Here is a 26,294-nt window from a genome sequence, read left to right as displayed (position 1 = left end):
TTCAAATTACGAATTTGCAATCTCCCTCATTCGGATGCCGAGTATGCAAACATCATCCACCTGTTCTCGGCTTCCTTTCCACTCTTTGAATTCACTTAAAAGTTTATTTTTAATTTCTTTCATAGGAAGTTCTTTACTCTGCCTAATTAGCTCCTGTAGTCGCTTATACTTCATTTTTTTTCCTTTCTCCCCACCAAATTGATCTGCAAATCCATCACTGAAAACAAAAAGCAAGTCACCTTTTTCCAACTGAACCTCTTGTTCTGTAAAAGGCTTAACATAATCTTCTAAAAATGAACCCACCGGTTGCTTGTTTGCCGGCAATGAAAGAAGTTCACCATGCTTTACCAAGTAAACCGGATTGTTGGCACCGGCGTACAGTAATTTTCCGTTTCTTCTATTCAAAACACATAAACCAATATCCATTCCATCTCTAATCGTACTATCTTGCCGCTGTTGCCTGAGTGTATCATTAATCATTGCACTTATCTCATCTAATATTAAAGCTGGAGAAAATATCTTTTTTTCATTTACTGCCCTACTTAATGCGTTACTGCAAACTACACTCATCAATGCGCCCGGAACTCCATGACCGGTACAATCGGCAACAGCAAATAAACTCAAATCACCGTGTTTTTGTACCCAATAAAAATCACCACTCACAATATCTTTAGGCTCATATAATATAAAATGTTCCGGCAGAGCTGCATCCACCAATTCATCAGCAGGCAGAATGGCCTCTTGAATTCGTTTAGCATAACGTATAGAATCTGTAATGTCTTTATTCTTTTCTTCAATAATGTGTTTCTGACTTAGAATTTCTTCCTTCTGAGATTCAAGTAACAAATTCGCTTTTCTTTTACGATTCATTCCAACTAATAAAAGAATTCCTATTACTAATAAAGTAGATGCGCCAATCGCAAGTATCATTTTCTGTAAATTTTGAGATTTGATCTCCGATCGTTGATTAGATAGCTGACTATCTTTCAATTCCAATTCTTTTTCTTTTTGATCACTATTAAACTTGGCCTCCATTTCTTCCACCGCTTTTTGATTATTCTCAAGATATAAAGTGTCTTTTAATGCCACAAGCTTTGTGCCGTATTCAAAAGAAAGATCATGTTTACCCAAAGCATGGTATAATTTCCTTAATCCGTTATATACATTTTCAAGCGAAGGTTTTGCATCCAATTTCTCATGTATTTCTTTCGACTTTAAATAATACTCCTCTGATAGATTATATTTTTTCATATCAAAGTAAAGTTCTCCCAAATTTGTGAAAACAGCCGCTAATGACGACATATTATTTACAGCTTCATACATGGCCTTAGTTTCAAAATAATATTTTTCTGCCTGTGGCAGCCTGTTTCTTAAATGATTGATCACGGCCAGATGAGACCAAACTAAAGGACGTCCCCGATGTTCAGGTAAATCTTTTAATAAATGATAAGCTTTCATAAAATAAAATTCTGCTGAATCGAGATTGTTAACCGATAAAAATGCAGTTCCCAAATTATCAATTCCTATAATAGCCTCGTTAGATTTTCCAACTTTATAACATAACTCTACTACTTTACGTTGAGCATTGATTTTTTTATCGAATTGCTTGCGCTCTCCATAAAGCGTACACATATCATTCATCACTACTACTAAACCCCATTCATGTCTACATAGCTCAAATAACTGCTTTGCCTTCAAAAACATTTCCATAGCTTGATCTAACTTACCATTATCCATCGCCATTCGAGCTAGGTGTATATAAGCATCAGCCATATTAATGGTATCTCCTATTTCAGCATATTCTTGAACGCATGCACTAAAGGTTTTACGCGCCAAATGATAATCACCAGCTGCTTCTTCCACATCTCCTCTAAATCCATGCATGGCAACCACCCTGGGACGGTTTCCTAATTCCTCCCAAGTTTGAGCAGCCAAAGAATTATAATAAATTGCAGAATCAAATTTCCCACTATTCATAAGGATATTGCATATAATTGAATAAGAATCTCCCAATCCTCTTTTGTATTTCGCCTTTGAAGAAATTTTAATTGCCGGATTTACATATTGCCTGGCTAACAACAAATCGCGCTTCGCGTAATAAGAAGCTAATGAGTTGTGCGCCTTGGCTCGCGTTGAATCAATGGGGTCATTTAATAAGCTCTTTAAACTATCTAGCTTTCGGTTTTGAGCATGAAAAGATGCGATAGTAAAAAACACCAATCCTATTTTAAGGATGCTGGTTGATTTTTTAATTTTTACAGCCAAATCTTTAATCATAAACGCATGAATGCAATTAGCATATTAAAGATAAGTAATGAAAATGAGTAATCAAAGTTAAAATCATAAGCACAATCTTTTAGTTAATTAAGCGAAGAAAGACCTAAAAATTGTAATTTTGTGTGGCTTGAAAAATCTGTTTTGTATATTTATATTATTGAGTGTTTTTAATTGTCATGCGCAAAATTTTTCTATCAGTGGAACGATAAAAGATGCAAGCAACGGTGAAACCCTTATTGGCGCAACGGTTCTTTTGAAAGAAACGAACAAGGCGGTTTTCACCAATGCTTACGGATTTTTTTCACTGAATGCCATAAAGGGGATATACACCTTACAAGTAAGCTATATCGGTTATAAAAATATTGAGCAGATAATTGAGCTCGATAAAAATATTAAATTGAATATCGCTTGCTCACCCGCCCAAAATCAACTCGACGAAATTGAAATAACTACAAAAGGCGGAAATGAAAATGTGAGTAACACACAAATGGGCAGTGTGAATTTAGACATGGCCGAAATAAAAAAAATTCCGGCTTTTATGGGAGAAGTTGATATTCTTAAAACCATACAATTATTGCCCGGCGTAAAAAATGCCGGTGATGGTAATACCGGCTTTTATGTTAGAGGTGGTGGTCCTGATCAAAATTTAATTTTATTAGATGAAGCACCCATTTACAACGCATCGCATTTAATGGGCTTCTTTTCGGTTTTTAATGGTGATGCCATAAAAAATGTGAATCTCACCAAAGGAGGCATGCCTGCGCAATATGGAGGTAGATTATCTTCTGTACTCGATATTACCATGAAAGATGGAAATAATCAGGAATTTGAAGTAAACGGCGGAATCGGATTAATATCATCACGTTTAACGATTCAAGGACCAATTGTAAAAAACAAAAGTTCTTTTTTAATCAGCGGCAGAAGAACGTATATTGATATTTTAGCTAAACCCTGGCTGGATAAATCGGATTTTAAAGGCACTTCTTATTACTTCTATGATCTTAATGCCAAAGTTAATTACATCCTTAACGATAAAGACCGCATTTATTTAAGTGGGTATTATGGCCGCGACCGCTTTTATTTTAAAAGTGATGAGGATGAATTTGCTACTGAAATTCCTTGGGGAAATGCAAGCGCTTGCCTGAGATGGAATCATATTTATAACACCAAATTATTTTCTAATACTTCGGCCATTTTTACAAATTATGATTTTAGTTTTATTGCCAGTCAAGACGACTTTGAAGCAACCATAAAATCCGGCATAAGCGATTATACTATTAAACATGATATTAATTATTATCCAAACTCCAGACATAATATCAAAACCGGCATTCAATATATTTTCCATGTTTTTGTACCTACCAGTGTTAGTGCCAAACAAGGTGAAACCGTATTTGATTTAGGAAAAGTAGTAAAACTTTACGCACACGACGCTTCCGTCTACATTGGGGATGATTGGGAAATAAGTCAAAAAATAAAATTAAATGCGGGATTACGTTTTGGGAATTTTACTCAAATTGGTCCCTTCTCTCGCTATAAAAAAGATTTTTTAGGGCGTATTTCCGATACGGTAAATTATAAAAACGGAGAAGTAGTTGCCAATTATAATGGATTAGAACCCCGCCTATCTTTACGTTACGCTATTACGCCAAAATCATCTTTAAAAGTAGCCTACACACGCAATTTTCAATACATACATTTAGGAAGTATTTCTTCCGTAAGTTTACCAACCGATGTTTGGATGCCAAGCACCGAAGAAGTAAAACCTCAACAAAGTGATCAGTATGCGATCGGTTATTTTCAAAATTTTAAAGAAAATAATTATGAGGCCAGCGTTGAAGCCTATTACAAAACCATGACCAATCAAATTGAATATAAAGAAGGAGCTACACCTTCCGACAATGTTTATGATAATCCGGATAATGCATTTACTTACGGCAATGGCTGGGCATATGGTGTTGAGTTTTTCTTGAAAAAAAATCGCGGAAAATTTTCAGGATGGATTGGATATACTTTATCATGGACCTGGCGACAATTTGAAGCCATAAATTATGGAGAAAAATTTTTAGCGAAATATGATCGCAGGCATGATGCCTCATTAGTTTTAACTTACGATGCCAATAAATTATTCAACTTTGGTTTGGTTTGGGTATACGGAACAGGCAATAGAGGAACTTTGCCTCAGGGATTTTTCCTATATGAAGGAAGCCAAAGTCATGATTACGGATTACGAAATTCATATCGTTTTGCGCCTTATCATCGACTGGACTTAAACGCAACTTATACACCTGATAGAATTAAAAAACTCGAAAGAAGAAAAAACAAATTAATAAAAGAATATTTAGAAGCCGGCAAAGACACGGCCAATATTGTTAACACCAAAAAAATATTTAAAAAATTTCATCACAGCTTTACCTTAAGTGTGTTTAATGCCTACAACCGTTATAATCCGTATTTTATTTATATAACACGTCAGGGTGATTTCACCAACGGAACACTTAAAGTTGGAGCTAAACAAGTATCTTTATTTCCCCTATTACCCAGTATAACTTGGAATTTTAAATTTTGAAAATTACCATCACATATTTGATTCTTTTCGCTTTGCTTTTTAATTCTTGCCGAAAAGATATAAAACTAAATATACCCGATTACCAGCAAAAAGTGGTAGTTGAAGCCTCCATTGAAACTAACGGTCCGCCTATTGTATTACTTTCCTGGTCGGTTCCCTATTTCGGAACGTTTGATTTCACTACACCGGAAAAAGCATTTATAAAAGGCGCAAAAGTAATTGTGAGCGATGGAATTTTAACGGATACTTTGGTGGAGTTAGACCCAAGCATAGGTTACTTTTATGCCGGATTAAAAATAAAGGGAGAAGTTGGTAAAACTTATCAATTGCAAATAGAAGTAAACGGAAAAACCTATAATGCAAGTTCCAGCATTCGCACTCCGGCAAAACTGGATTCCCTCTATTTTAAAGGTGAGCAAGATAGTTTAGGATATATTTGGCAACGCTTTTCAGAACCGGCCGGTGTTGGAGATTTTTATCGCTGGTTTGCCAAACGAATAACTAAGGATGATTTTTATGCGGCACCATTTGGCTCTGCATTTGATGATAAATACATTGACGGAAAATCCTTTGATTTTGCGTATGACCGCGGACCACAACCCAATAAAATTCAGGAATTCAGAGATGATCCGGAACAAGGTTATTTTAAAAGAGGAGATACCGTTATAGTGAAATTTTGTAAAATCGGAAAAGAAGAATACGATTTCTGGAATACCTATTATCAAAACAAAGCCAGTAACAGCAATCCGTTTAGTGCACCTTCTAATATTAAAAGCATGCTCAATAGTAATGACAAAGATGTTTTTGGTTCTTTCACCGCATACTCACCTTCCTTTGACACTATAATTATACCTAAAAAATGATGCAACACCCACTTATTTCAGATTACATTAAACACAATCAATACGGCCAATTAATTGGCATGGATTTTGAAATTATTAAGTCCGGCTTGTTACATTATCGTTTAAACATTCAAGCCAAACATTTAGCTACTCCATTAGCAGCACATGGTGGTTTAATTGCTTCCCTGTGCGATGCTGCCTTAGGCGTAGTAGCATTAAGTGCGGTTTGTGAACAAAACAAAGTAGTGAGCACGGTAGAATATAAAATCAATTTTATTTCTCCGGCTCAATTAAATAATACTTTACTGGCTGTTTCTAAAGTAGAAAGCAAAGGAAATAGAATTATAGTAAGCAGTTGTGATGTTTTTTGCGAAAATGATAATATGCGTTTAGTAGCCAAAGCATTGGGAACATTTAACGCCTATCCCGCTGAAAAGGCCGGATATTCAAAATAGTTAATATGACTAAACTCATTTATCCTTAAAAAAAGAAATTCTTACATTTATAAAATCATGGAAAAACAAATTATAGATAAAATAAAGTTACTAGAAGAGAAATATGCCCAAATGGGTCAGAATTTAGACGGTTATTTAGACGGTTTATTACTTTCCAACTATTTAACGTATTGGGACTATACCCAAGTGGATACCTTATTAACTCTTCAAAATCCGAAGACTGATTTTCCGGATGAGTTAATTTTTATCATGTACCATCAAATAACCGAGCTTTATTTCAAATTAGTTATTCACGAACTACAACAAATTGCCAATAACGGAAGAGACATACAACCAAACGGCCAGGACAACGGTTGGAAAGATAAATTGGATCCGGCATTTATGGCAGAACGCATTATGCGGGTAAATCGTTATTTTGAGGCCCTAACCAAATCATTTGAAATTATGATTAATGGTATGGAGAAGGAACAGTTTTTACGTTACAGAATGGCCTTATTACCGGCTAGTGGATTTCAAAGTGCGCAATACCGTATGATTGAAATTATGAGTGCAGATTTTATTAATTTGGTAGATAAAGATGTTCGTGCTAACTATACGGGAAAAAATGCAAGCATTGAAGAAATGTTTCAGTACATCTATTGGAATAAAGGCGCTACTGAATTAGAGAGCGGCAAGAAAACACTTACTTTAAAACAATTCGAAAAGAAATATTCAGCTCAATTTATTGCTTTGGCCAACGAATTCAAAACAAAAAACATGTGGCAGAAATATCTTTCCGTAAATGATAAAGAAAAGAGCAACACCAATTTAATCAACGCCATGAAACAGTTGGATGTAAATGTTAATATCAACTGGCCTTTGGTTCATTACAAATCTGCAGTGCGTTATTTACAACAAAATGAAGGAGATGTTGCAGCTACCGGAGGAACTAACTGGCAAAAATACTTGCCACCGCGTTTTCAAAAAAGAATTTTCTTCCCTGAATTATGGACAGAACAGGAAAAAAATGATTGGGGAAGAGGTTGGGTAGAAACCAATGTGCTCAAAATTTAACCTTGGTTTTCCTTTTCCAATTATTTTGTTCAAAATTTATTGAGCCGCAGTTTTGATTTCCCTCTATTTAAGAATACCTTTAGGGAAAGAAAATGTCAATTTCCGTACAAAATATTACCAAACTTTACGGCACGCAAAAAGCGCTTAACAATGTTTCATTTGAGGTGGGCAACAATGAAATTGTAGGTTTCTTGGGTCCGAATGGTGCCGGTAAAAGTACCATGATGAAAATTCTTACCTGTTATATTCCCCCAACTTCCGGAAGTGCTCAGGTTTGTAATCACGATATCATCACCTCAAGTATGGAAGTTCGCAAACAAATTGGATACTTACCGGAACACAATCCTTTGTACCTCGATATGTACGTAAAAGAATTTTTGGAATTTACTGCGGGCTTGCATCACATTGAAAAAATAAAGGAAAGAGTAAAAGAAATGATTGAGCTAACCGGCTTACAAATTGAACAAAAGAAAAAAATAGGCGCTTTAAGTAAAGGATATCGTCAGCGTGTAGGTTTAGCGCAAGCCATGATTCACAACCCTAAAGTTTTAATTATGGATGAACCTACAACAGGTTTAGACCCTAATCAATTAGATGAAATTCGCGCTTTAATAAAATCGCTCGGTAAAGAAAAAACGGTTATGCTAAGCACCCACATTATGCAGGAAGTGGAAGCGGTTTGCGATAGAGTAATTATTATCAATAAAGGTGAAATTGTAGCAAACGATATCACTAAAAATCTTCAGTCTAGTGCCATAAGTCAAATCATCACTGTAGAATTTGATAAAGCAGTTAGCCACGAAAAACTCAAAGAAATTCCTCAAATCGAAAAAATCATAAACATAAAAGAAAACACCTATCAATTGGTATCCTCCACTCAGGACGATTTAAGAAAATCTATTTTTGATTTTGCAGTTCATAATAAATTATCCGTTTTAACCTTAAATCGTGAAATTCAAAAGATGGAAGATGTGTTTAAGGAGTTAACCAAGTAATAAAGAGCAATATTTACAAAAATTGCCAGTGCTATTCAATGCCCTTTTCTAAAGATCCAATTGGCAGAAGTTTCAATGCTAATGAGATTAAAAATAACAAGCATTGCGGTTAATTTTAAAACAACAAAAATTTATACAGCCTAACATTAATACATCGGAAATCTAGTCTTTGTAAAAGGAAAATTAAAAGAAATGGATGGAATTATGCCGCTTTTTGCCGGCTTTTCTCTTCCGCAGTACCGAAATTAAAAAGTTGGAATAAAAAAGATTAAGCATTAATTCAAGACACTAGCGTTTCATTTTATGGTTATCCACTTCCTTAAAAAGGCTAAGGAAATATCAATTAATCCTATATTTTTATTTTCAAAATAGGTAAAAATCTTTGCATAGTTCTCATATTTCATTGAGAAAATTAATAATCTACATTTAATTCTTACACAATTAAATGTATCTTTATTCTCTATTTTAAACGCATGAAAATTTCATATAATTGGTTAAAAACCCTCCTTCCTGTTCAGCTTTCTGCCGAAGAAGTTGCTGCCTTATTAACTGATTCAGGTTTAGAGGTTGAGTCGGTAGAGAACTATGAATCTATTCCCGGTGGCCTGAAAGGACTAATTGCCGGAGAGGTTTTGGAATGTACCAAACACCCGGATGCCGACCGATTAAGTTTAACCAAAGTGGATGTTGGTAACGGCAATCCCCTATCAATTGTTTGCGGCGCACCCAATGTTCAAGCCGGACAAAAAGTTATAGTTGCAATGGTTGGTACTAAATTATTTCCCGTAACCGGAGAACCCTTCGAAATCAAAAAGTCCAAAATACGTGGCGCACTTAGCGAAGGCATGTTATGTGCAGAAGACGAAATTGGCATTGGTGTTGGACATGCTGGTATATATGTTTTACCTCAGGATACCCCGGTAGGAAAACCCATTTCCGAATATTTTAAAATAGAAAACGATAGCGTTTTTGAAATAGGATTAACGCCAAACCGAAGTGATGCCGCATCTCATTTAGGCGTTGCCCGCGATTTACAAGCCATACTAAATTCTAAAAATAAGGATTCGCAGATTCAGATTATAGAAAATGGCTATCAGGAATTACCGGAATCCAGTAACATCAATAAAATTGAAATAGAAGTTACCAATCACGAAGATTGTCCACGTTATTCGGGCATTATAATCAGCGGAATTGAAGTGAAAGAAAGTCCTGATTGGTTAAAAACCAGAATAAAATCTATTGGATTAAGAACCATTAATAATATTGTTGATATCACCAATTTTGTGATGCATGAATTAGGTCAACCCTTACATGCTTTTGATTTAGAAAAAATCGAAGGCAAAAAAATTATTGTAAGAAGAGCCACAAAAGGTGAAAAATTTAAAACACTAGATGAAATTGAACGAACATTGCACGAAGAAGATTTAATGATTTGTGATGCTGTAAAACCCATGTGCATTGCCGGTGTTTTCGGCGGTTTGCATAGTGGGGTAAGCGCCAATACAAATTCTATTTTTATAGAAAGCGCTTATTTTAATCCGGCTGCTGTTCGCAAAAGTTCAAAGCGACATGGATTAAAAACCGACGCATCATTTCGTTTTGAACGTGGCGCTGATCCGGATTCTACTTCAAAAGCTTTAGTTCGCGCAGCTAATTTAATTTTAGAAATTGCAGGTGGCACTTTAAGCATGGGATTAAAAGATATTTATCCCAATATTTTAGAACCTTTCAAAGTTGCATTTTCCTATAATAACTGCAATAATTTAATCGGAAAAGAAATTGATAAGAGTATCATCAAATCCATTATTCAAAATTTGGGCATCCAAATTGAAAAAGAAGGTGCCGATGGATTACTTTTAAAAGTTCCCTGTTTTAAAAGTGATGTAACCCGAGAGGCTGATGTTATTGAAGAAGTTTTACGGATTTACGGATATAATAATGTAGAGTCTGCAAAAAACATTCATTACAGCACCGGCACCAATACCAATAATGAAACCGTACTATTTGAACGGAGAGTTGCAGAAACTTTAATGGGTTGTGGCTATCACGAAATGATGGGCTTATCACTCAGTTCTGATCGTAATTATTCAAACATTGATCACTTGGTTAAAGTTATAAATCCGCTTAGTTCAGATTTAAATGTTTTACGTGCAGAAATGCTCTATGGTGGACTCGAAGCGATAGCCTATAATATAAACAGAAAATCCTCTGATCTCCGGTTTTTTGAAATTGGCAGAACTTATCAAATTAACCCCGATTCGGAATTTAAATATGCAGAACAAAAGCACATTGCCTTATTTCTTACCGGAGAGGTATATCCCGAAAATGCTTATGGGTTAAAAATGAAAACCGATCTTTCGGTTTTAAAGGCAGCGCTACAAACTTTATTTTTAAAATGTGGTGTTAACGCATATAAAGTATCAGAAAGCAATCATGAGTGTTTTGAATACGGCTTGGACTTTTCTCTGAATGGAAAAATAATTGCTGAGGCCGGTTTGGTTAAAAAAATGATTTGTAAAAAATCAGATGTAAATCAGGCTGTCTATTATGCGAAAATAAATTGGGAACTATTATTAAAGGCATTTAAAAAACGGCATATCGAATTTAGTGAAATATCTAAATTCCCTGCTGTGCGTCGTGATTTAGCTTTACTACTAAATTCTTCCGTTAAATATAATAGTATTGAAGAAATTGCTTTTGCGTCGGAGAAAAAATTATTAAAAGAAGTGAATCTATTTGACATCTATAGTGACGCTAAGCTTGGAGATAAAAAATCTTATGCTTTGTCATTTGTGTTACAAGACGATCAGGCAACATTAACCGACAAGCAAATAGACGGAGTAATGGATAAATTGCTTAAAAATTTCAAAGAAAAATTAGGCGCTGAATTAAGACAATAAATTTTGAAAGAAATTTTTAAAAACCTTAAAATTGTAGAACTCGCAAGTGTACTAGCCGGTCCTTCGGTTGGGTATTTTTTTTCGGAATTGGGCGCTCAAGTTATCAAAATTGAAAACCCAACCAACAATGGTGATATTACCAGAAGTTGGAAATTAAAAACAGAAGATGCTAACGATAAAGAAAGTGCATATTATTGGAGCGTAAATGGAGGCAAAGAAATTTGCTGGCTTGATTTAAATATTCCATCTCAGATAAAAAACTTTTACGCTTTAATTAAAGACGCAGATATATTAATTTGTAATTTCAAAAAAGGAGATGCGCAGAAATTAAAAGCAGATTACAAAACGCTTTCCAAAATAAATAACCAATTAATTTGGGCAAACATCAATGGGTTTGGAGCAAACTCCAAAAGAACGGCTTATGACTTAATACTTCAGGCAGAAAGCGGATTTATGTCTATGAATGGAGAACCAGGATCACAACCCGTAAAAATGCCTGTAGCTTTAATTGATGTATTAGCCGGTCATCAAATGAAGGAAGCTATCCTGATAGCCCTTCTTCACCGCTTTCAAACAGGAAAAGGTGCGGAAATTCATGTTTCGCTTTTTCAAAGTGCTATTGCATCATTGGTAAATCAAGCCACCAATTGGCTTATCGCAAATCATTTACCAAAAGCAAGCGGCAGCCTTCACCCTAATATTGCCCCTTACGGCGAGTTATTTGAAACCAAAGACAAACAACTGATAACCTTTGCAATTGGCAGCAACAAACAATTTATAGCGTTATGCGCATTAATTAATTACCCGAACTTGGCCAATGACAGAAATTACTCCAGCAATCAATTAAGAGTAAAAAACAGAAGTCAACTCTATCATATATTATACAATTACATAAATAAAATTCCTTTTAAAAAACTGTTTCAATCTTGTTTAGACAAAAATATTCCCATCGGAAAAATAAGGGATTTGAAGGAAGTTTTTGAATTACCGGAGGCTAAGGAAATGCTCCGGAATTTTGAAAACAAAAAAAAGAAGATAACAACTGTATCCGGAATTGCTTTTAAAATAAAATGAATATCCAATACAAAGTATTAAAAGCTTCATCCGTTGAGGAGCTTCAAAAAATAATTCAACTACGCGTGAAAATTCTACGCGCTCCCTGGAAACAACCTGCCGAAACTGCCACTGACGAATTTGAATCCAATGCAATTAATGCTTACGTATTAAATGATCTAAATGCAGTTATTGCCTGTGGTCGATTGCAAATTAATTCAGAGGAAACCGGGCAAATCCGTTTTATGGCCGTAGATGAAAATTATCAGGGTTTGGGCTTAGGTAAACATATTCTTTCATTTTTAGAAGAAGAAGTTAAAAAAATAAATCTTAAATACATTGAACTGCAAGCTCGTGAAAATGCAGTTTCCTTTTACGAAAAAAACGGATACCATATAGTTGAAAAATCATTTTTACTTTGGGGGATCATTCAACATTTTAAAATGGTAAAAAAAATAAATTAAACAATTCTAGAAATTGATGTAATAATCTCTGGTTAACATTTTATACGCTTCGCTGTATGTTCCGGCTTTTTCGCCTTCAATTATTAATGTTGCTTCAGAAAATTCAGTTTGTTTAAATTCAAACAACATAATATGTCTCTTTTCGTTTGAATTATCAGCTCTCGTTTTTATTCGTAGTAATTTAGAAAGGTATAGTCCCTTTTCTTTAGCTTCTTCTCTAAAAATTGAAGCTTCTTTGGTGGGCAAAATCAAACAGAGTTTTCCGTTTTCAGTGAGTAATTTTTTAGCGCCGGATAAAATATCAGTAAAAGATAAATTCTGATTATGTCTGGCTATTTTCCTATTCTCATCCTGACTTTTGAGTGAGTCGATAAAGTAAGGGGGATTTGTTACAATCAAATCGAATTTATAAGCTGTAGTTTCAGATAACTCTTGAAAAGAAATGTGTTGTACAATAATATTTTTAAAAATGCTGCTTTTTACATTTAAATGGGCTTGTTCTGTAGCGTGCTTGTCAATATCAATGGCTAAAATCTGCGCATTGGATTTCTGTGCAAGCATAAGTGCAATTACCCCGGTTCCGGTTCCTATATCCAATATATTTGTACTCCCATTTGGAATTACCCAGGCACCAAGTAACACCGCATCGGTATTCACTTTCATAGCGCATTTATCCTGCTCTACTTTAAATTGCTTAAAAACAAAACTTGCATTGGGCATATAGCTATTTTGATGCTTGCAATTTAGCCGGTATCAAATATTTTAATATTAAAAAAGCGTTAATAAATTAACGCTTTAAATTTTAATAGGAGGCTTTACTGTTACTTCTGCCTAAATTCTTTCCGTATCCCGGAGAAGTATTGTACCTCAACATAACCTCTAATCCTCCCGCTCTTTTTGAAGCCGGTGTTAATGCAGATACGTTGATATCATAAGACAAACCTAATGCGTATTTATCGTATTGCCATAAAATAGTTGGCACAATTGCATCTTTATAACGGTACTGGCCTCCAATGGAGAAAGCGGATGGTTTACGGATATTAGTGCGAATAGATTGATCAGACAAAATAAACTTAAATAATGCGCCAATCATTAACTCAGAGCTTGTTCCCTGACGCATATAAATAACGCTGGGCATAATTGCATTTTTAGAGCGAGGTATATTTATATCCCCTGAAGCATGTAGAACAAAACGGGTTTTTAATTTTTCTGATGTAACAAAAAAGGAGTTATTTGGAATGTTGTAGTGATACGCTGCAGCCCCGATATTTAGTTTGTTACCATCTTTAGAACTAATAAATTTTTCGCTTTGTGCATAATTAAAGTTAATACCTCCACCAACGTCATAAGAAGATATTGCACTCCTAGGCACTTCAGCTTCACCACTTGGTCGGGTTTCATCAAACTCATAACCGTTAAATTGTCGGTCCCAACGTAAACTGTTTACGTCAATAGTTTTATACATAAATCCACCGGAAATTCCGGCCGACACTTTCATTTGCTTATTAATTTTTTGAACAGCGGTAATTCCTAAATTTGGATTTAAATTGCCCAATTTAGCATCACCGGCCATGTCTCTGAAAATACTTCCACTCATCGCGAAATAATTTTTCTTTAGTTTTTTGTGCTTAATAGCCTGTTCAAATGCTACTCCAAAAGTACGATAAGCAGCAGAAACTTTTCCCCACTGTGTTCTATAAGAACCAATGAGGCGTGTATCATACATAACGCCTGTTAATGCAGGATTTAATGCACTCGACATCTCGGTGTATTGCGAAAAATGTCTGTCCTGAGCCTGGTATGATTGCACCAAAGCTACAGTCAAAACTATTCCGTATATTTTTTTCAGTTGCATAATTTCTTTACCTAATTAGTGTGACATTGCCTTTTTGCGAAAAGGCCTTCCCATCAAATGTGATACCTTCTACTCTATAAACAAATACATCGGTGTTCAACGGTTCTCCTTTAAATGTTCCATCCCATCCCACTTCTTTATCATTGGTTTCGAATACTTTTTGTCCCCATTTATTGAATATCATAAAGGTCATGGTTTCTAAACAATATCCCCTTACATACAATACATCATTGGCACCGTCATTATTTGGCGAGAAAGCATTAGGTATGAAGGTTTCGCCACAATCCTCTAACACAATTATATTAATAGTATCACTGCTATAACATGCTTTACTGGCATAACCCCATACATGATAGGCTGTTGTTTTTCTTGGAGTAACAGTTACCACCGAACCGGTTGTTGCAGAAATATTGTAATTCGGATCCCATTCATAGCTGGCACAATTAGTTGCCGTTAATGTTATACTCTGTCCATACCTAATCGTAGTATCCTTTTTACCTCCGGTTAAAAACGGAAGTATTTTGGGATTTGGCACGTCGACGACTTTGATATAATTCATCCGTGCCTCAAAATCATAACTACCCGTGACCGTATTGGTATACGGATTTCGGACATGTAAGACGACATTATAATTACCTGGAAGGTTATAACAAATAGTTGGATTCATTGCGTTTGATATGGATGGTTGTCCACCTGCAAATGTCCAGGTATAAGTTTGCGGTCCGCCCGCAGCCGTATCGGTTAAATTTACAAAAGTGATACAAGTTCTTGAACAAATAGTATCATTAGGAATAGAAGTTGTAAACTGTGCTGATGTTGTAGTTAATGACCTACAATCAACAACTCGTATGGAAACAGTATCCATTCGTTTACATCCTTTTCCGTCAACCGGAATTCCATTATACCCAGATTGAACGCTAAATGTAACTATTCCCGGTGTTCGTAAAGGTGCTGCCAGTATCACTGAAAAATCATTAACTGGCACAGGAATGGATGCTTGTGAATAAGTTGGTGAATATGGCGAAATCCATGTGTAAGTTGGAACAACGCCAGGTGGAAGCACGTTAGAATTGCTATTAGTAGCTAATACATTTATTAAAGCAGCTGGATTGGATCCCGTGGAAGAACCTACGTAACAAATGGAATTGGTAACCAAACCGTTTACTATTGGTAATGCAATGGCTGTTAAAGGTTGCGGTAATACCGTTACAGGAACATATTTAGGAACTGAAGCACATCCTCTTCCATCAACGACCTCAGCTGAATAAGTAACCGGTTGCGCCATATTGGTTGGAGAAATGACGACGGTTTGTGAGAGCGGATTGGTTAAACTTGGTGGAGGCGCATTAGCCGGTTCCGTCCAATAAAATTGATGTGGTGTATAACTGGAAGTTATTTGAGTCATATACATGGAAAGAGAATCTCCAACACACATATAAGGTTGTTTAGGTACCACATTCATACTGAATTGTGGAATTACGGTAACACAAACAATAGCTGATCCGGAACAAACTGAGGTATATCCGGTAACTGTGTAACAGGTAGAAACTAATGGTTTAGCGGCCACACATGGACCAATTGAATAATTCAATGAGGATGTGGGGTTCCACAAGTAAACGCCTGCACCCGTAGCGCAAAGATTCACAGGCTTTGATGTCGCAGGATAATTTGCCGCAATACAAGTAGTGGCGGTTTGCGGAGACGTTGATAATTGAAGATTCAAAGGTGGTGCTAAAGTTATATTTACAACCGTATAAGCTGCGCAAGGCAAACCGTTAGTTAAAGCTTCTACAGTGTAAATTCCAGGGCCAACAACAATACTGGAAGATGCTATTGGTGGAGCTATCCCGGTACCCGACCAAGTGTAACTTCCGGCTCCGGCTGCGGTTAATGTAGATTGAAATCCAACACAAACGGCCGAAGCTGTAGCTACAACAGAAATTAATGGGAATTGACCCATAGTTACTAAAACTGTACCACTTCCCGGACATCCGCTTAAATCTGTACCACTAACAGTAAATACAGTTGGAACCGAAGGAGTAGCTAAAACCGGAGTACCAAACAAGGGACCGGGTGTCCAAGTATGATTTGTTCCACCTACAACATTTAAAGTTGTTGTTTCATTTGGACAAATCAAAGTAGGAGAAGCTGTTGCTGTAAAATTTAATTGAGCAACAGCGTTAACAGTAAAACTCACACTTGAAGTTAAAACTCCAAGATTTGTTGCATAGGATGTTAAAGTATATATACCCGGTGCCGGTATTAAAATAGCCGGATTAGCAACATTGGAAGGAGTAAATATTACGCCACCCGGTGAAGAAGTCCAGGAATAAGAATCTGTAGGGGCCACTGTATTTGTAGGCGTTGGCTGCCAGGTAAAGTTAGCACAAACTTGCGCCGGTACTGTATAAGTAATTTGAGGAGCCGTTAATTCAACATTATCAATAGCTACAGCAACGGCGCCAGGACCCGGAACGTTAGTGTTTGTCCAAACAAATCCAACTCTTAAATTATTAACCCCATCACATGCTGCCGGTAAGGCGTATGTAGTTGCAGTCCATTGTGCAGTTGGAGCACAAGGCCCGGGCGTTGAAGATAAAAAACCTAAAGACTGCCAAGGACCATTAGCGATTGAATATAAAACTTCACAAGCATCAACTGTTGGATTTCCAACCGCCATGTAATCAAAATTCAACATAATGTTGTTTTTTCCGGTGCAGTTGGCCACCGGCGATTCCATCCTTTTATTCGTTTCAGAGTTTGCAGCTTGGGTATAAAATGCTCCAGCGTCCAAAGCCGGTAAAATTAAATTTTGTCCTACATGTAAACTTCTATTGGTAAAACCGGCATTATTTAAACATCCGTCGCCGCAAGTACCTACAGGTCTTCCTGCTTCGGTGGCGGAAATAAACCACTCGTTTGCAGCAGCACCGTTGGGTCCAGTATTTGTTGCAACCCAAATACCATTAGTTGGAGTAGCAACAAATCCTGCTGCTACCTGGCCTTGGTTACATCCTAAGCCAAATGATTCTAACCAAAATGTGGTTTGATTTACCTGAGATTTTACCGAAGTAAAAACAAAAAGGAAAAAGAGAAAAAAGTAAACGAATAATCGTTTCATACAGTTATTTTTAAAAGTCCTAAAATTAAACAGTTCACTTTATCTGAAATCAGGTATTTAGCCTAAAATTCAAATACTTGCTAACCCGTAAATGTAAACAAAATATCAGTTATTTCATAGGGAATTCATTCCTAAATTACCACTCATAACAGGTTATTGGAGGTTTATACGAGTTTAAAGCCGAAAAGGTTTGAATTTTCGCTCATTCAAAATGTAGTTCGACTCAGGCCTTAACTCAAATAATTGTTAATCAATAACTTATAATTTACAATTTATAACGCAGACTTAGTAAAAAGTTACGTCCCGGACCATTTATTCCGGATGAAAAAGGCCTGTAAAGTGCGTCCAAAATGTTTTCCACCCCGACCATAAGGTTAAAATTCTTACTTATAAATACACCTGCCTTAAAATTTAAGGTGTGCCATGCCGGAACAAATGGTTTTTTATCGGCTGAAATGGCGTAAATATAAGGCTCTAAAATTTCCGATAAAGGAAAATCTTCATATTGCATTTTAGCATGGTAATTAACATAAAAGTCTAACTTAATTTTCCGAGCGGCGTACATTAAATGAATATTTCCAAATACAGGTGTGGCATGTGCTAAGGCATAATAGCGTGCGCTGTCTGAATTATTTTCTTTAGCAACTTGCCATGTAATGTGATTGGTAAGAGAAATTCCTTTTCCAAAATAAATTTCTACACCGGATTGGGCTCCATAAACATAAGCATGATTCGCATTTTGAAGAGCATATATTCTACTGTTTTGTCCATTGTAAAAAAGACTATCCACTCCATTATAAGTAAAAGGTCTCCTTACTAAAGCATTGGATAAATAAGTATAATACAAAGCCAAATCGAGTTTCAAAAAATTGGAGAATGCTTTTGTACTTCCAATTTCAGCGTTATAAGCATATTCCGGTTTTAAGTTTGGATTTGGAATTATTACAGATCCGGGTTGCGAATCAAATACTTTACCAATATCATCAATATTAGGTGCCCTGAAACCTGTTGAAGTATTCATATATACCTGCAAGCTTTTTTGCGGTGTAAACACAAAACCTAAACTTCCATTCAATGCGCCATTGCCAATGTTGGCTTCTGTTATTGGGTATACAAACAAACTAGTATCAAATAAAGCCTTAATTCTGTATATAGAATAACGCATTCCGCTTGTTATTAAAAATTTTGAATTCATTTGGTGTTTTGCACTTAAATACAAACCCATCGTTTGCCAGGTAGAAGCATTTGGATAACGGGGATTTAGTTGTTGTTGCGCTCCGGTATAAACGTTTATCCGTTCGGAATTTGAATTAATTAAATTATAAACGTATTCAGCGCCATAAAATATACTTGTACTTTCTCCCACTTTTTTATCAAGATCGAGGTTGGCTGAATAAGCATCTAATTTTTCATATTGATGTCGTAGATTAGATGATCCGCTTGTTTTACTACCGTATAAATTCATTCGCCTATCGTGTCGACTTTCTTCAAAATGCTGATAAGCTGCCACAAAGCGAAGGTTGTTATATATTCCTGTATTTCTTTTGTGTTGTATTCCTATTCGGTGCATTTGCCATAATTGCGGACCGTAATACCACTCTGAAAAATCTAATATTCCATCGGAATTAGCATCAGTAATTAAACGATCATAACGTGGCGCATCGGTACTTTCTGAGTGATGAATAGCGTAATCAATCTGTAAATTTTGAGTGGGTTTAAATGCAATCTTCTGCATAAAATTAATTTGACTGTATTTTGAATTCACCTGCAAATGTGGATTAGTATTTACCAATTGCGTGTCTTTATCTGCGCGAACAACCTGAATTTTTTTTCTTAGATAGGAGGTGTCGCCTCCTATAGTTCCTGAAAGTAAATCCTCGTATTTTGCCGTTGTGAAAGAAGTGACAAAAGCAATTTTTTTAAATCCCACTTGCAAATCCAGGTGTCCTGTGTTTTCAATATTAGCTGTTGAAAAACGAGCTAAACCGTTAGCTTTAACAAGTCCATTGGCTGAATCTGAGAATAGCGTTTTTTTGGTGTGAAAGTCCATAACTCCACCAATAGCGTCGCTACCATACATCACCGCTCCCGGCCCGAATAAAATTTCAGCGTTTTCCATCGCATTTGCATCCAAAGAAATAACGTTCTGCACATTCCCACTTCTGAATATTGCGTTGTTCATCCGAACTCCATCAATAACCAGTAAAACTCTATTTGTTCCAAATCCACGAAGCATGGGCGAGCCGCCCGCCTGTTGGCTTTTTTGAATGTAAACGTTGCCTCCAGAACCTAACATGTCGGCCGTGGTTTGCGCATTCTGAAATTCAATCTCTTTCCTTTTTATCACATTAATTCTCCCCGGATTTTCAATTTTTGATTCCTCCCATCGATTAGCCGAAACAATTACTTCATTCAAATTTATATTCGATTCTCTAAGCTGAATTTTTTCTTTAATTTGCTCAACTTGTGAACGAGTAAATAATTTTTTTTCATAACCCATAATTACACACCAAACTGTATCCACTTGCTTAATGTCGTTTAAATTAAGCTCTCCTTTTGAGTTGGTGACAGCCAGTGTTTTTCCTTTACTATCATAAAATACTACTCCGGGTAAAGGTTCACGGGTAGTAAGCTCAACCACTTTAATGGTTTGTGCTTTACACAAACTTGAAACGAGAAAAAATATTAAAATAATTACATTTTTCACAATAATGAATTAAAAAAACAATTGATTAAAAGCGCAAAAATAATTGCGTTAAAAAATTAAAGCAGATGTTAGTTCAACTAATTGGAGGTTTGATCTCCGGTAGAAAATACTTGGCAACAATTTTCTGCTCTAAAGGCTTTGCCCGATTGAAAAGATCAACAACATTTAACATGCTATAAATATTATCGTTGCTTGTGAATTTTAATGAAAGAAATTGTTTGAGCAATTTTAAAAGACCGGATGATGAATCGGAAGAATCATACTTGTTGTAAATAGCAGCGAAATTCCGTTTCAAAAATTCTTCCTTCTCATCTGCAATTAATTTCAATACCACATTTTTACTTTTTACCGTGTAGGTTAACACATCGTGTAATTTTCCATTCAAAACAACTTCATGATTATTATCCACCCATTGAATGAGCGCGGTGTTTTTAAAAAGTTCAGCAATTGGTATGGTTAACTCAATAATGGCTCTATTATTTTCCTGAACTGCCCAAGCTCTGAATTCTTGTTTATAGGATTTTATATAGGCTTGATAAACAAAGAAAGTGCCAGATGAAAAAAAAAGTACACAAACTAAACTGAATATGGCGAAAATTTTTTTCAATATTTTTCTTTTCAAATTTTAAACAGCAACATTATGCTCACGCAATGCATTGTTTAATGAAGTTTTTAAATCAGTACTTTCTTTTCGCTTTCCGATAATAAGGGCGCAAGGCACATGAAAATCACCGGCCGGAAAATTTTTTGTATAACTTCCCGGAATAACAACCGAACGTTCGGGCACATAACCCTTAGTTTCAACAGGCGTTTTTCCGGTCACATCAATAATTTTAGTTGACATGGTTAATACCACATTAGCACCCAACACGGCCTGTTTACCAACATGCACGCCTTCTACCACAATACAACGTGAACCAATAAAACAATCATCTTCAATAATTACAGGGGCTGCTTGCACAGGTTCTAACACACCACCAATACCAACCCCGCCACTTAAATGAACATTTTTTCCGATTTGCGCACAACTGCCAACAGTTGCCCAAGTATCCACCATGGTTCCGGAATCTACATAAGCACCAATATTTACATAAGAGGGCATCATAATTACACCCGAAGCTAAATAAGATCCGTAACGTGCAATAGCATGCGGTACAACACGAACCCCTAATTTAGCATAGTCTTTTTTTAAGGCCATTTTATCATGAAATTCCATTGGGCCTGCTTCAATTGTTTGCATTTGTCGGGTAGGAAAATACAGGATTACCGCTTTTTTTATCCAATCATTTACTTGCCAAGTACCATCACTCTTAGGTTCGGCAACTCTTAACTTTCCTTTATCAAGTTGCTCAATAACATCTTCAATAACTTTAACTACCGCAGAATCTTTCAATAATTCGCGGTTTTCCCAGGCTTTTTCAATAGTGTTTTGCATAATAGAATTGATTTGCAAGTTAAATAAAAAATGTATATTTGCAGTTCTTAAAAATGCAGGTCCCGTAGCTCAACTGAATAGAGTATCTGACTACGGATCAGAAGGTTAGGGGTTTGAATCCCTTCGGGATCACGATCAAAGAAAAAACACCTCCAAAACAATGGAGGTGTTTTTGTTTTTAATAACTCTCAAAAACAAAAATGAAATTTTTATCTTCACACTACACATGGGCGAAACCGCAACTCAGGAAATAAACGAAACCATAACAGCAGAAAGTACACAACGCATCACTTTAGAAGAAGTAGAACGGCAAACCATCGTTCATTGCAATTGCGGTGATGTTTATGCGTACCGAGTTTGGCCAAGCACTTTTTTGATTGAACAGGAAAGTGGTAATCGTTTACGTTTACTCAATATTTTTAATATTACTTACGCTCCGGATTGGACCATTAATAACGGACAAGGATTTACCTTGGTATTTGAAGGTTTGAGTAAAGATTGTAAAATGTTTGATTTGATGGAAATTATTGATGAGCCCGGAGGATTTGAAGTGAAAGGAATTCAAAGAAATAAAACAGACGTATATAATGTGAAATTATAAATGCTTATGTTTTTCAGGAGTTAGGTACAAATCTTCAATTAGCTTCATCACAAATTCCAACTGTTGTTCTCTGTTTAAATCAGTATTATCTAAAACAATGGCATCATCTGCTTTTGTCAACGGATTTTCCTTACGCGTGGTGTCTGCATGATCCCTTTCTATTAAATTTTTTTCTACTTCTTCCAAAGTATAAATTTGTCCTTTACTGCTTAATTCATCCAATCGTCTTTGTGCCCGCACTTTAGTATCGGCGGTCATAAAAATTTTCAATTCTGCTTTAGGAAATACATTAGTGCCAATATCTCGTCCATCCATCACCATTTCCTTTTTTTTACCCAGATTTCTTTGAATGGAAATCATTTTTTCACGCACTTCCTTTACCGCACTTACTCGGCTTACTATATTACTAATTTCCATGGTTCGGATTAGTTTTTCCACATCTTCCCCATTTAAAATAGTGTGTGAACTTTTATTGGTAGAGTCGTACTTGAAATTTAATTCAATTTTATCCAAGGAGCGGATTAATTTAGCTGTATTCAAAGAATAATTTTCGTCAATTATTTTATTCCGTAGGGCAAATAATGTAACTGCTCTATACATGGCTCCGGTATCTACATAACTGTAATTCAGTTTTTGAGCCAGCGCACGGGCTAAGGTACTTTTTCCGCAGCTGCTATATCCGTCTATTGCAATTGTAATTTTTTGCATTGCTTAAATGTACTCATTGCCCAACAATTCTCAAATGAAAAAAATTAAAACAATGTTTTTAAAATGTTATTAAAATTATGGCGTAAACTTAAAAGGAAGACTACATTTGTTCTTTAATTTTTACTATGAGCAAAGCAGATGTTTTATTAGGACTCCAATGGGGAGATGAAGGCAAAGGAAAAATTGTAGATGTACTTACCCCTTCGTTTGATATTATTGCACGATTTCAGGGCGGACCCAATGCCGGTCATACACTAGAATTTAATGGAATTAAACATGTGCTTCACACAATCCCCAGTGGTATATTTCATCCTACAGCAATCAACATTATAGGTAATGGAGTTGTTATTGATCCGGTTATTTTTAAAAAAGAAATAGATGCTTTAAAAAAACTAGGCGTTGATGTGCGTAAAAAACTTATTGTATCAAAAAGAGCCCATTTAATTCTCCCAACACATCGATTATTGGACGCAGCCAGTGAAGCAGCCAAAGGAAAAAATAAAATCGGATCTACCTTAAAAGGAATTGGTCCAACGTATATGGATAAAACCGGAAGAAATGGTTTACGTATTGGGGATATTGAAACCAAGGAGTTTAAGGAAAAATATGACGTATTGGTTGAAAAACATAAACAATTATTGGCCTATCATAATTTTGAATACAATTTAAATGAACTTGAACCGGCCTGGTTTGAGGGGATAGAAGCCTTGAAAGAATTACGTTTTGCTGATACCGAACATTTAGTGAATAAGGCATTAATGGATGGAAAAAAAGTTTTAGCCGAAGGTGCGCAAGGCAGTTTACTGGATATTGACTTTGGCTCTTACCCTTTTGTAACCAGCAGCAATACCATTTGTGCCGGAGCCTGCAATGGCTTAGGCATTGCGCCCAATAGAATTGGAAATGTAATTGGAATATTTAAAGCTTATTGTACACGCGTTGGAAGCGGTCCGTTTCCAACTGAATTAGAAGATGCTACCGGTGAAAAAATCAGACAAATAGGAAGAGAATTCGGAAGCACAACAGGACGTGCAAGAAGAACAGGCTGGTTGGATATACCTGCACTTAACTATGCCATTATGGTAAACGGTGTAACCGAATTAATGATGATGAAAGCTGACGTGCTGAGTGATTTTGAAGAAATAGAAATTTGTACACACTATATCTACAACAACGAAAAAATAGATTATCTGCCATACAACATCGATCCTAATTATTTGAAAATTGTAACTACTAAAGTTAAAGGGTGGAATTGCGATTTAACCGGAATAAAAAGGCAAAGCGATTTACCAAAAGCTTTAATGAATTATGTAAAATTTATTGAAAAGGCAACCGGCACACCAATCAGTATTGTTTCGGTTGGACCAGACCGCACCCAAACCATTCGGATGAAAAAAGAAAAGGCAGTGAAAAAAATCGCAGTTAAAAAGAAGGTGGTTAAAAAATCGAAATTAAAAGTTAAGGCCAAAAAGAAACGCTGATTTAATTAATCAAAATATTCTTTCATTCGATCAAAAAAGCCTCTTTCCTTTTTATTAGGATTAGGTTCAAAGTTTTTTGATTCGCGCAATTGCTCCATTATTTTCTTTTCTTCATTACTTAAATTAGTTGGCGTGAACACACTAATTTCAACCAATAAATCTCCTTTACCATATCCATTAATATCGGGCAAACCTTTACCTTTCAAACGAAGCACTTTGCCACCCTGAGTACCCGGATCAATTTTAATTTTTGCTTTACTGTCAACTGTTGGAATTTCAACAGAAGTTCCTAGTGTTGCATCCGGAATACTAACGCTTAAACTATAAATTAAGTGATTGCCTTCGCGCTTTAAGAGAGGATGTTCCTCTTCTTCCACAAGAATTAATAAATCGCCATTAATGCCTCCCCGGGGTGCAGCATTCCCTTTGCCACTCATGCTCAATTGCATGCCATCGGCTACACCGGCAGGAATATTAATATTAATAACCTCTTCATTTCTTACCACGCCATCCCCGTGACAAGAACCGCATTTATCTCTGATTATTTTTCCTTCCCCCGAACATGCGCTACAAGGTGTTTGTGTTTGCATGGCACCTAAAATAGTTTGTTGTACACGGGTTACTACTCCACTTCCGTTACATTGTTTGCAAGTATCATATTGTCCGTTTTTTGCTCCACTCCCACTACATGTTTTGCAACCAATGAATTTGTTCACTTTGATTTTTTTCTCAACACCATGAGCAATTTCACTCAAATTCAATTTTACTTTTACTCGTAAATTTGAGCCTCTGTTCACTCTTCGTCCACCTCTGCTTCCGCCGCCGCCTCCAAAACCAAATGCTCCTCCAAAAATATCTCCAAACTGGCTGAAAATATCATCCATATTCATACCGCCTCCGCCAAATCCGCCTTGTCCACCATTTACACCTGCATGACCAAACTGATCATATCGCTGTTTCTTTTCTGCATTACTTAAAACTTCATACGCTTCAGCCGCTTCTTTGAATTTTTCTTCGGCTGTTTTATCATCCGGGTTTTTATCCGGGTGATATTTAATAGCCAATTTACGATAAGCTTTTTTTATCTCATCATCTGAAGCACCTTTTTGCACTCCTAAAATTTCGTAATAATCTCTTTTTGCCATATGCTTATTGTGCAATCACAACCTTTGCGAATCGTATTACTTTATCTCCTAATTTATATCCTTTTTCAATTTCATCTACAACTTTACCTTTTTGCGAATCATCCGTGGCCGGAATGTGTGTAATGGCTTCCATGGTATCTGCATCAAATGTTATACCTGCACAATCAAAGGCAGTTAATCCTTTTTGCTGTACGGTAGATTTTAATTTGTTATGAATTAATTTTAATCCTTCTTTGATTGATTGAATATCATCAATTGTTTCATTTGCCTTAATGGCTCTGTCAAAATCGTCAATAACGGGAAGTAAGGCCTTAAAAACATCTTCAGCAGCTGTTTTTATTAAATCAGAGCGTTCTTTAATTGTTCGCTTCCGATAATTATCAAATTCAGAATATAGGCGAAGATATTTATCATTTAACTCGGCAATTTTTGCATCTTGATTAACTGAGCTTTCATTTGAATCAGAATTAATGACTGAATCGTCAGTCTGATCTGTATTTTCAGCCTTAATGTCAGTATTTTCGCTATCTAAATTCACGTTTTCGATGTTCTCTTTATCGGTTTTTTCATTCTCTCCCATAGTAAATGCTTTTTTGTTATAATTCCAAAGGTATTATGCAATTCTCTTGCCAG

At 35.9% G+C, this 26,294-nt stretch carries 20 protein-coding genes and 1 tRNA gene; 11 read left to right on the top strand and 10 right to left on the bottom strand.

Annotation, left to right across the window (positions count from 1 at the left end; translation table 11 throughout):
• Positions 1 to 6: 6 nt before the first annotated feature.
• Positions 7 to 2,277 carry a SpoIIE family protein phosphatase gene (locus tag IPM51_08435; protein ID MBK9284338.1) on the bottom strand — a complete coding sequence of 757 codons (2,271 nt, stop codon included), beginning with the start codon at positions 2,275 to 2,277 and terminating at the stop codon, positions 7 to 9.
• 127 nt (positions 2,278 to 2,404) lie between these two features.
• Here IPM51_08435 and IPM51_08430 point away from each other — a divergent pair, with 127 nt between their 5' ends.
• The 8 genes from IPM51_08430 to IPM51_08395 all read left to right on the top strand — a co-directional run bounded on the left by IPM51_08430 (position 2,405) and on the right by IPM51_08395 (position 12,608).
• Positions 2,405 to 4,846 carry a TonB-dependent receptor gene (locus IPM51_08430; GenBank protein ID MBK9284337.1) on the top strand — a complete coding sequence of 814 codons (2,442 nt, stop codon included), beginning with the start codon at positions 2,405 to 2,407 and terminating at the stop codon, positions 4,844 to 4,846.
• The gene (locus IPM51_08425) at positions 4,843 to 5,709 is read left to right on the top strand and encodes a DUF4249 domain-containing protein (GenBank protein ID MBK9284336.1); all 867 of its coding nucleotides are present in this window, start codon (positions 4,843 to 4,845) and stop codon (positions 5,707 to 5,709) included. The genes IPM51_08430 and IPM51_08425 overlap by 4 nt, the downstream gene beginning before the upstream one ends.
• Positions 5,706 to 6,143 (top strand): PaaI family thioesterase, encoded by a 438-nt coding sequence (locus tag IPM51_08420; protein MBK9284335.1) that lies wholly within the window; start codon positions 5,706 to 5,708, stop codon positions 6,141 to 6,143. Before IPM51_08425 ends, IPM51_08420 begins: the two co-directional genes overlap by 4 nt.
• A gap of 57 nt (positions 6,144 to 6,200) precedes the next feature.
• A complete protein-coding gene (locus IPM51_08415) occupies positions 6,201 to 7,196 on the top strand; it encodes a tryptophan 2,3-dioxygenase (protein MBK9284334.1) in 996 nt (331 codons plus the stop codon).
• Positions 7,197 to 7,288: 92 nt separating this feature from the next.
• Positions 7,289 to 8,191 (top strand): gliding motility-associated ABC transporter ATP-binding subunit GldA, encoded by a 903-nt coding sequence (gene gldA / locus IPM51_08410; GenBank protein MBK9284333.1) that lies wholly within the window; start codon positions 7,289 to 7,291, stop codon positions 8,189 to 8,191.
• Between the two features lie 473 nt (positions 8,192 to 8,664).
• Positions 8,665 to 11,091 (top strand): phenylalanine--tRNA ligase subunit beta, encoded by a 2,427-nt coding sequence (locus tag IPM51_08405; GenBank protein MBK9284332.1) that lies wholly within the window; start codon positions 8,665 to 8,667, stop codon positions 11,089 to 11,091.
• 3 nt (positions 11,092 to 11,094) lie between these two features.
• A complete protein-coding gene (locus IPM51_08400; GenBank protein ID MBK9284331.1) occupies positions 11,095 to 12,165 on the top strand; it encodes a CoA transferase in 1,071 nt (356 codons plus the stop codon).
• Positions 12,162 to 12,608 (top strand): GNAT family N-acetyltransferase, encoded by a 447-nt coding sequence (locus tag IPM51_08395; protein ID MBK9284330.1) that lies wholly within the window; start codon positions 12,162 to 12,164, stop codon positions 12,606 to 12,608. Before IPM51_08400 ends, IPM51_08395 begins: the two co-directional genes overlap by 4 nt.
• 6 nt (positions 12,609 to 12,614) lie before the next feature.
• Here the strand turns inward: IPM51_08395 and IPM51_08390 are convergent, their stop codons facing one another.
• From IPM51_08390 to IPM51_08365, 6 genes are all read right to left on the bottom strand, one after another.
• Positions 12,615 to 13,328, bottom strand: a complete 714-nt coding sequence (locus IPM51_08390; GenBank protein MBK9284329.1) for a methyltransferase — start codon at positions 13,326 to 13,328, stop codon at positions 12,615 to 12,617.
• 82 nt (positions 13,329 to 13,410) lie between these two features.
• Complete coding sequence (locus IPM51_08385; protein ID MBK9284328.1) at positions 13,411 to 14,463, bottom strand: PorP/SprF family type IX secretion system membrane protein; 1,053 nt, start codon at positions 14,461 to 14,463, stop codon at positions 13,411 to 13,413.
• Positions 14,464 to 14,470: 7 nt separating this feature from the next.
• The gene (locus IPM51_08380) at positions 14,471 to 17,584 is read right to left on the bottom strand and encodes a gliding motility-associated C-terminal domain-containing protein (protein ID MBK9284327.1); all 3,114 of its coding nucleotides are present in this window, start codon (positions 17,582 to 17,584) and stop codon (positions 14,471 to 14,473) included.
• A gap of 265 nt (positions 17,585 to 17,849) precedes the next feature.
• The gene (locus IPM51_08375) at positions 17,850 to 20,291 is read right to left on the bottom strand and encodes a TonB-dependent receptor (GenBank protein ID MBK9284326.1); all 2,442 of its coding nucleotides are present in this window, start codon (positions 20,289 to 20,291) and stop codon (positions 17,850 to 17,852) included.
• A 73-nt stretch (positions 20,292 to 20,364) separates the two neighbouring features.
• A complete protein-coding gene (locus tag IPM51_08370; protein ID MBK9284325.1) occupies positions 20,365 to 20,898 on the bottom strand; it encodes a hypothetical protein in 534 nt (177 codons plus the stop codon).
• Positions 20,899 to 20,916: 18 nt separating this feature from the next.
• Positions 20,917 to 21,726: a 2,3,4,5-tetrahydropyridine-2,6-dicarboxylate N-succinyltransferase gene (locus IPM51_08365; GenBank protein ID MBK9284324.1), complete on the bottom strand. Its 810-nt coding sequence runs from the start codon at positions 21,724 to 21,726 to the stop codon at positions 20,917 to 20,919.
• Positions 21,727 to 21,784: 58 nt separating this feature from the next.
• Between IPM51_08365 and IPM51_08360 the strand changes: the two genes are divergently transcribed.
• Both IPM51_08360 and IPM51_08355 read left to right on the top strand, forming a co-directional pair.
• A tRNA-Arg gene (locus IPM51_08360) sits at positions 21,785 to 21,858 on the top strand.
• Between the two features lie 94 nt (positions 21,859 to 21,952).
• Positions 21,953 to 22,327, top strand: a complete 375-nt coding sequence (locus IPM51_08355; GenBank protein ID MBK9284323.1) for a hypothetical protein — start codon at positions 21,953 to 21,955, stop codon at positions 22,325 to 22,327.
• Here IPM51_08355 and IPM51_08350 read toward each other — a convergent pair.
• Positions 22,322 to 23,035 carry a (d)CMP kinase gene (locus IPM51_08350; protein ID MBK9284322.1) on the bottom strand — a complete coding sequence of 238 codons (714 nt, stop codon included), beginning with the start codon at positions 23,033 to 23,035 and terminating at the stop codon, positions 22,322 to 22,324. The two genes, IPM51_08355 and IPM51_08350, sit on opposite strands and share 6 nt — an antisense overlap.
• 125 nt (positions 23,036 to 23,160) lie before the next feature.
• Here IPM51_08350 and IPM51_08345 point away from each other — a divergent pair, with 125 nt between their 5' ends.
• On the top strand, positions 23,161 to 24,516 hold the full coding sequence (locus IPM51_08345) for an adenylosuccinate synthase (GenBank protein ID MBK9284321.1): 1,356 nt from the start codon (positions 23,161 to 23,163) through the stop codon (positions 24,514 to 24,516).
• 5 nt (positions 24,517 to 24,521) lie between these two features.
• Here the strand turns inward: IPM51_08345 and dnaJ are convergent, their stop codons facing one another.
• Together dnaJ and IPM51_08335 are read right to left on the bottom strand one after the other, a co-directional pair.
• Complete coding sequence (dnaJ, locus tag IPM51_08340) at positions 24,522 to 25,661, bottom strand: molecular chaperone DnaJ (protein ID MBK9284320.1); 1,140 nt, start codon at positions 25,659 to 25,661, stop codon at positions 24,522 to 24,524.
• Positions 25,662 to 25,665: 4 nt separating this feature from the next.
• Positions 25,666 to 26,241: a nucleotide exchange factor GrpE gene (locus IPM51_08335; protein MBK9284319.1), complete on the bottom strand. Its 576-nt coding sequence runs from the start codon at positions 26,239 to 26,241 to the stop codon at positions 25,666 to 25,668.
• Positions 26,242 to 26,294: the final 53 nt, after the last annotated feature.

Source organism: Sphingobacteriaceae bacterium (genome assembly GCA_016715905.1).
Lineage (GTDB): Bacteria > Bacteroidota > Bacteroidia > B-17B0 > Aurantibacillaceae > Aurantibacillus.
This window is presented reverse-complemented; position numbering and strand designations above follow the sequence as displayed.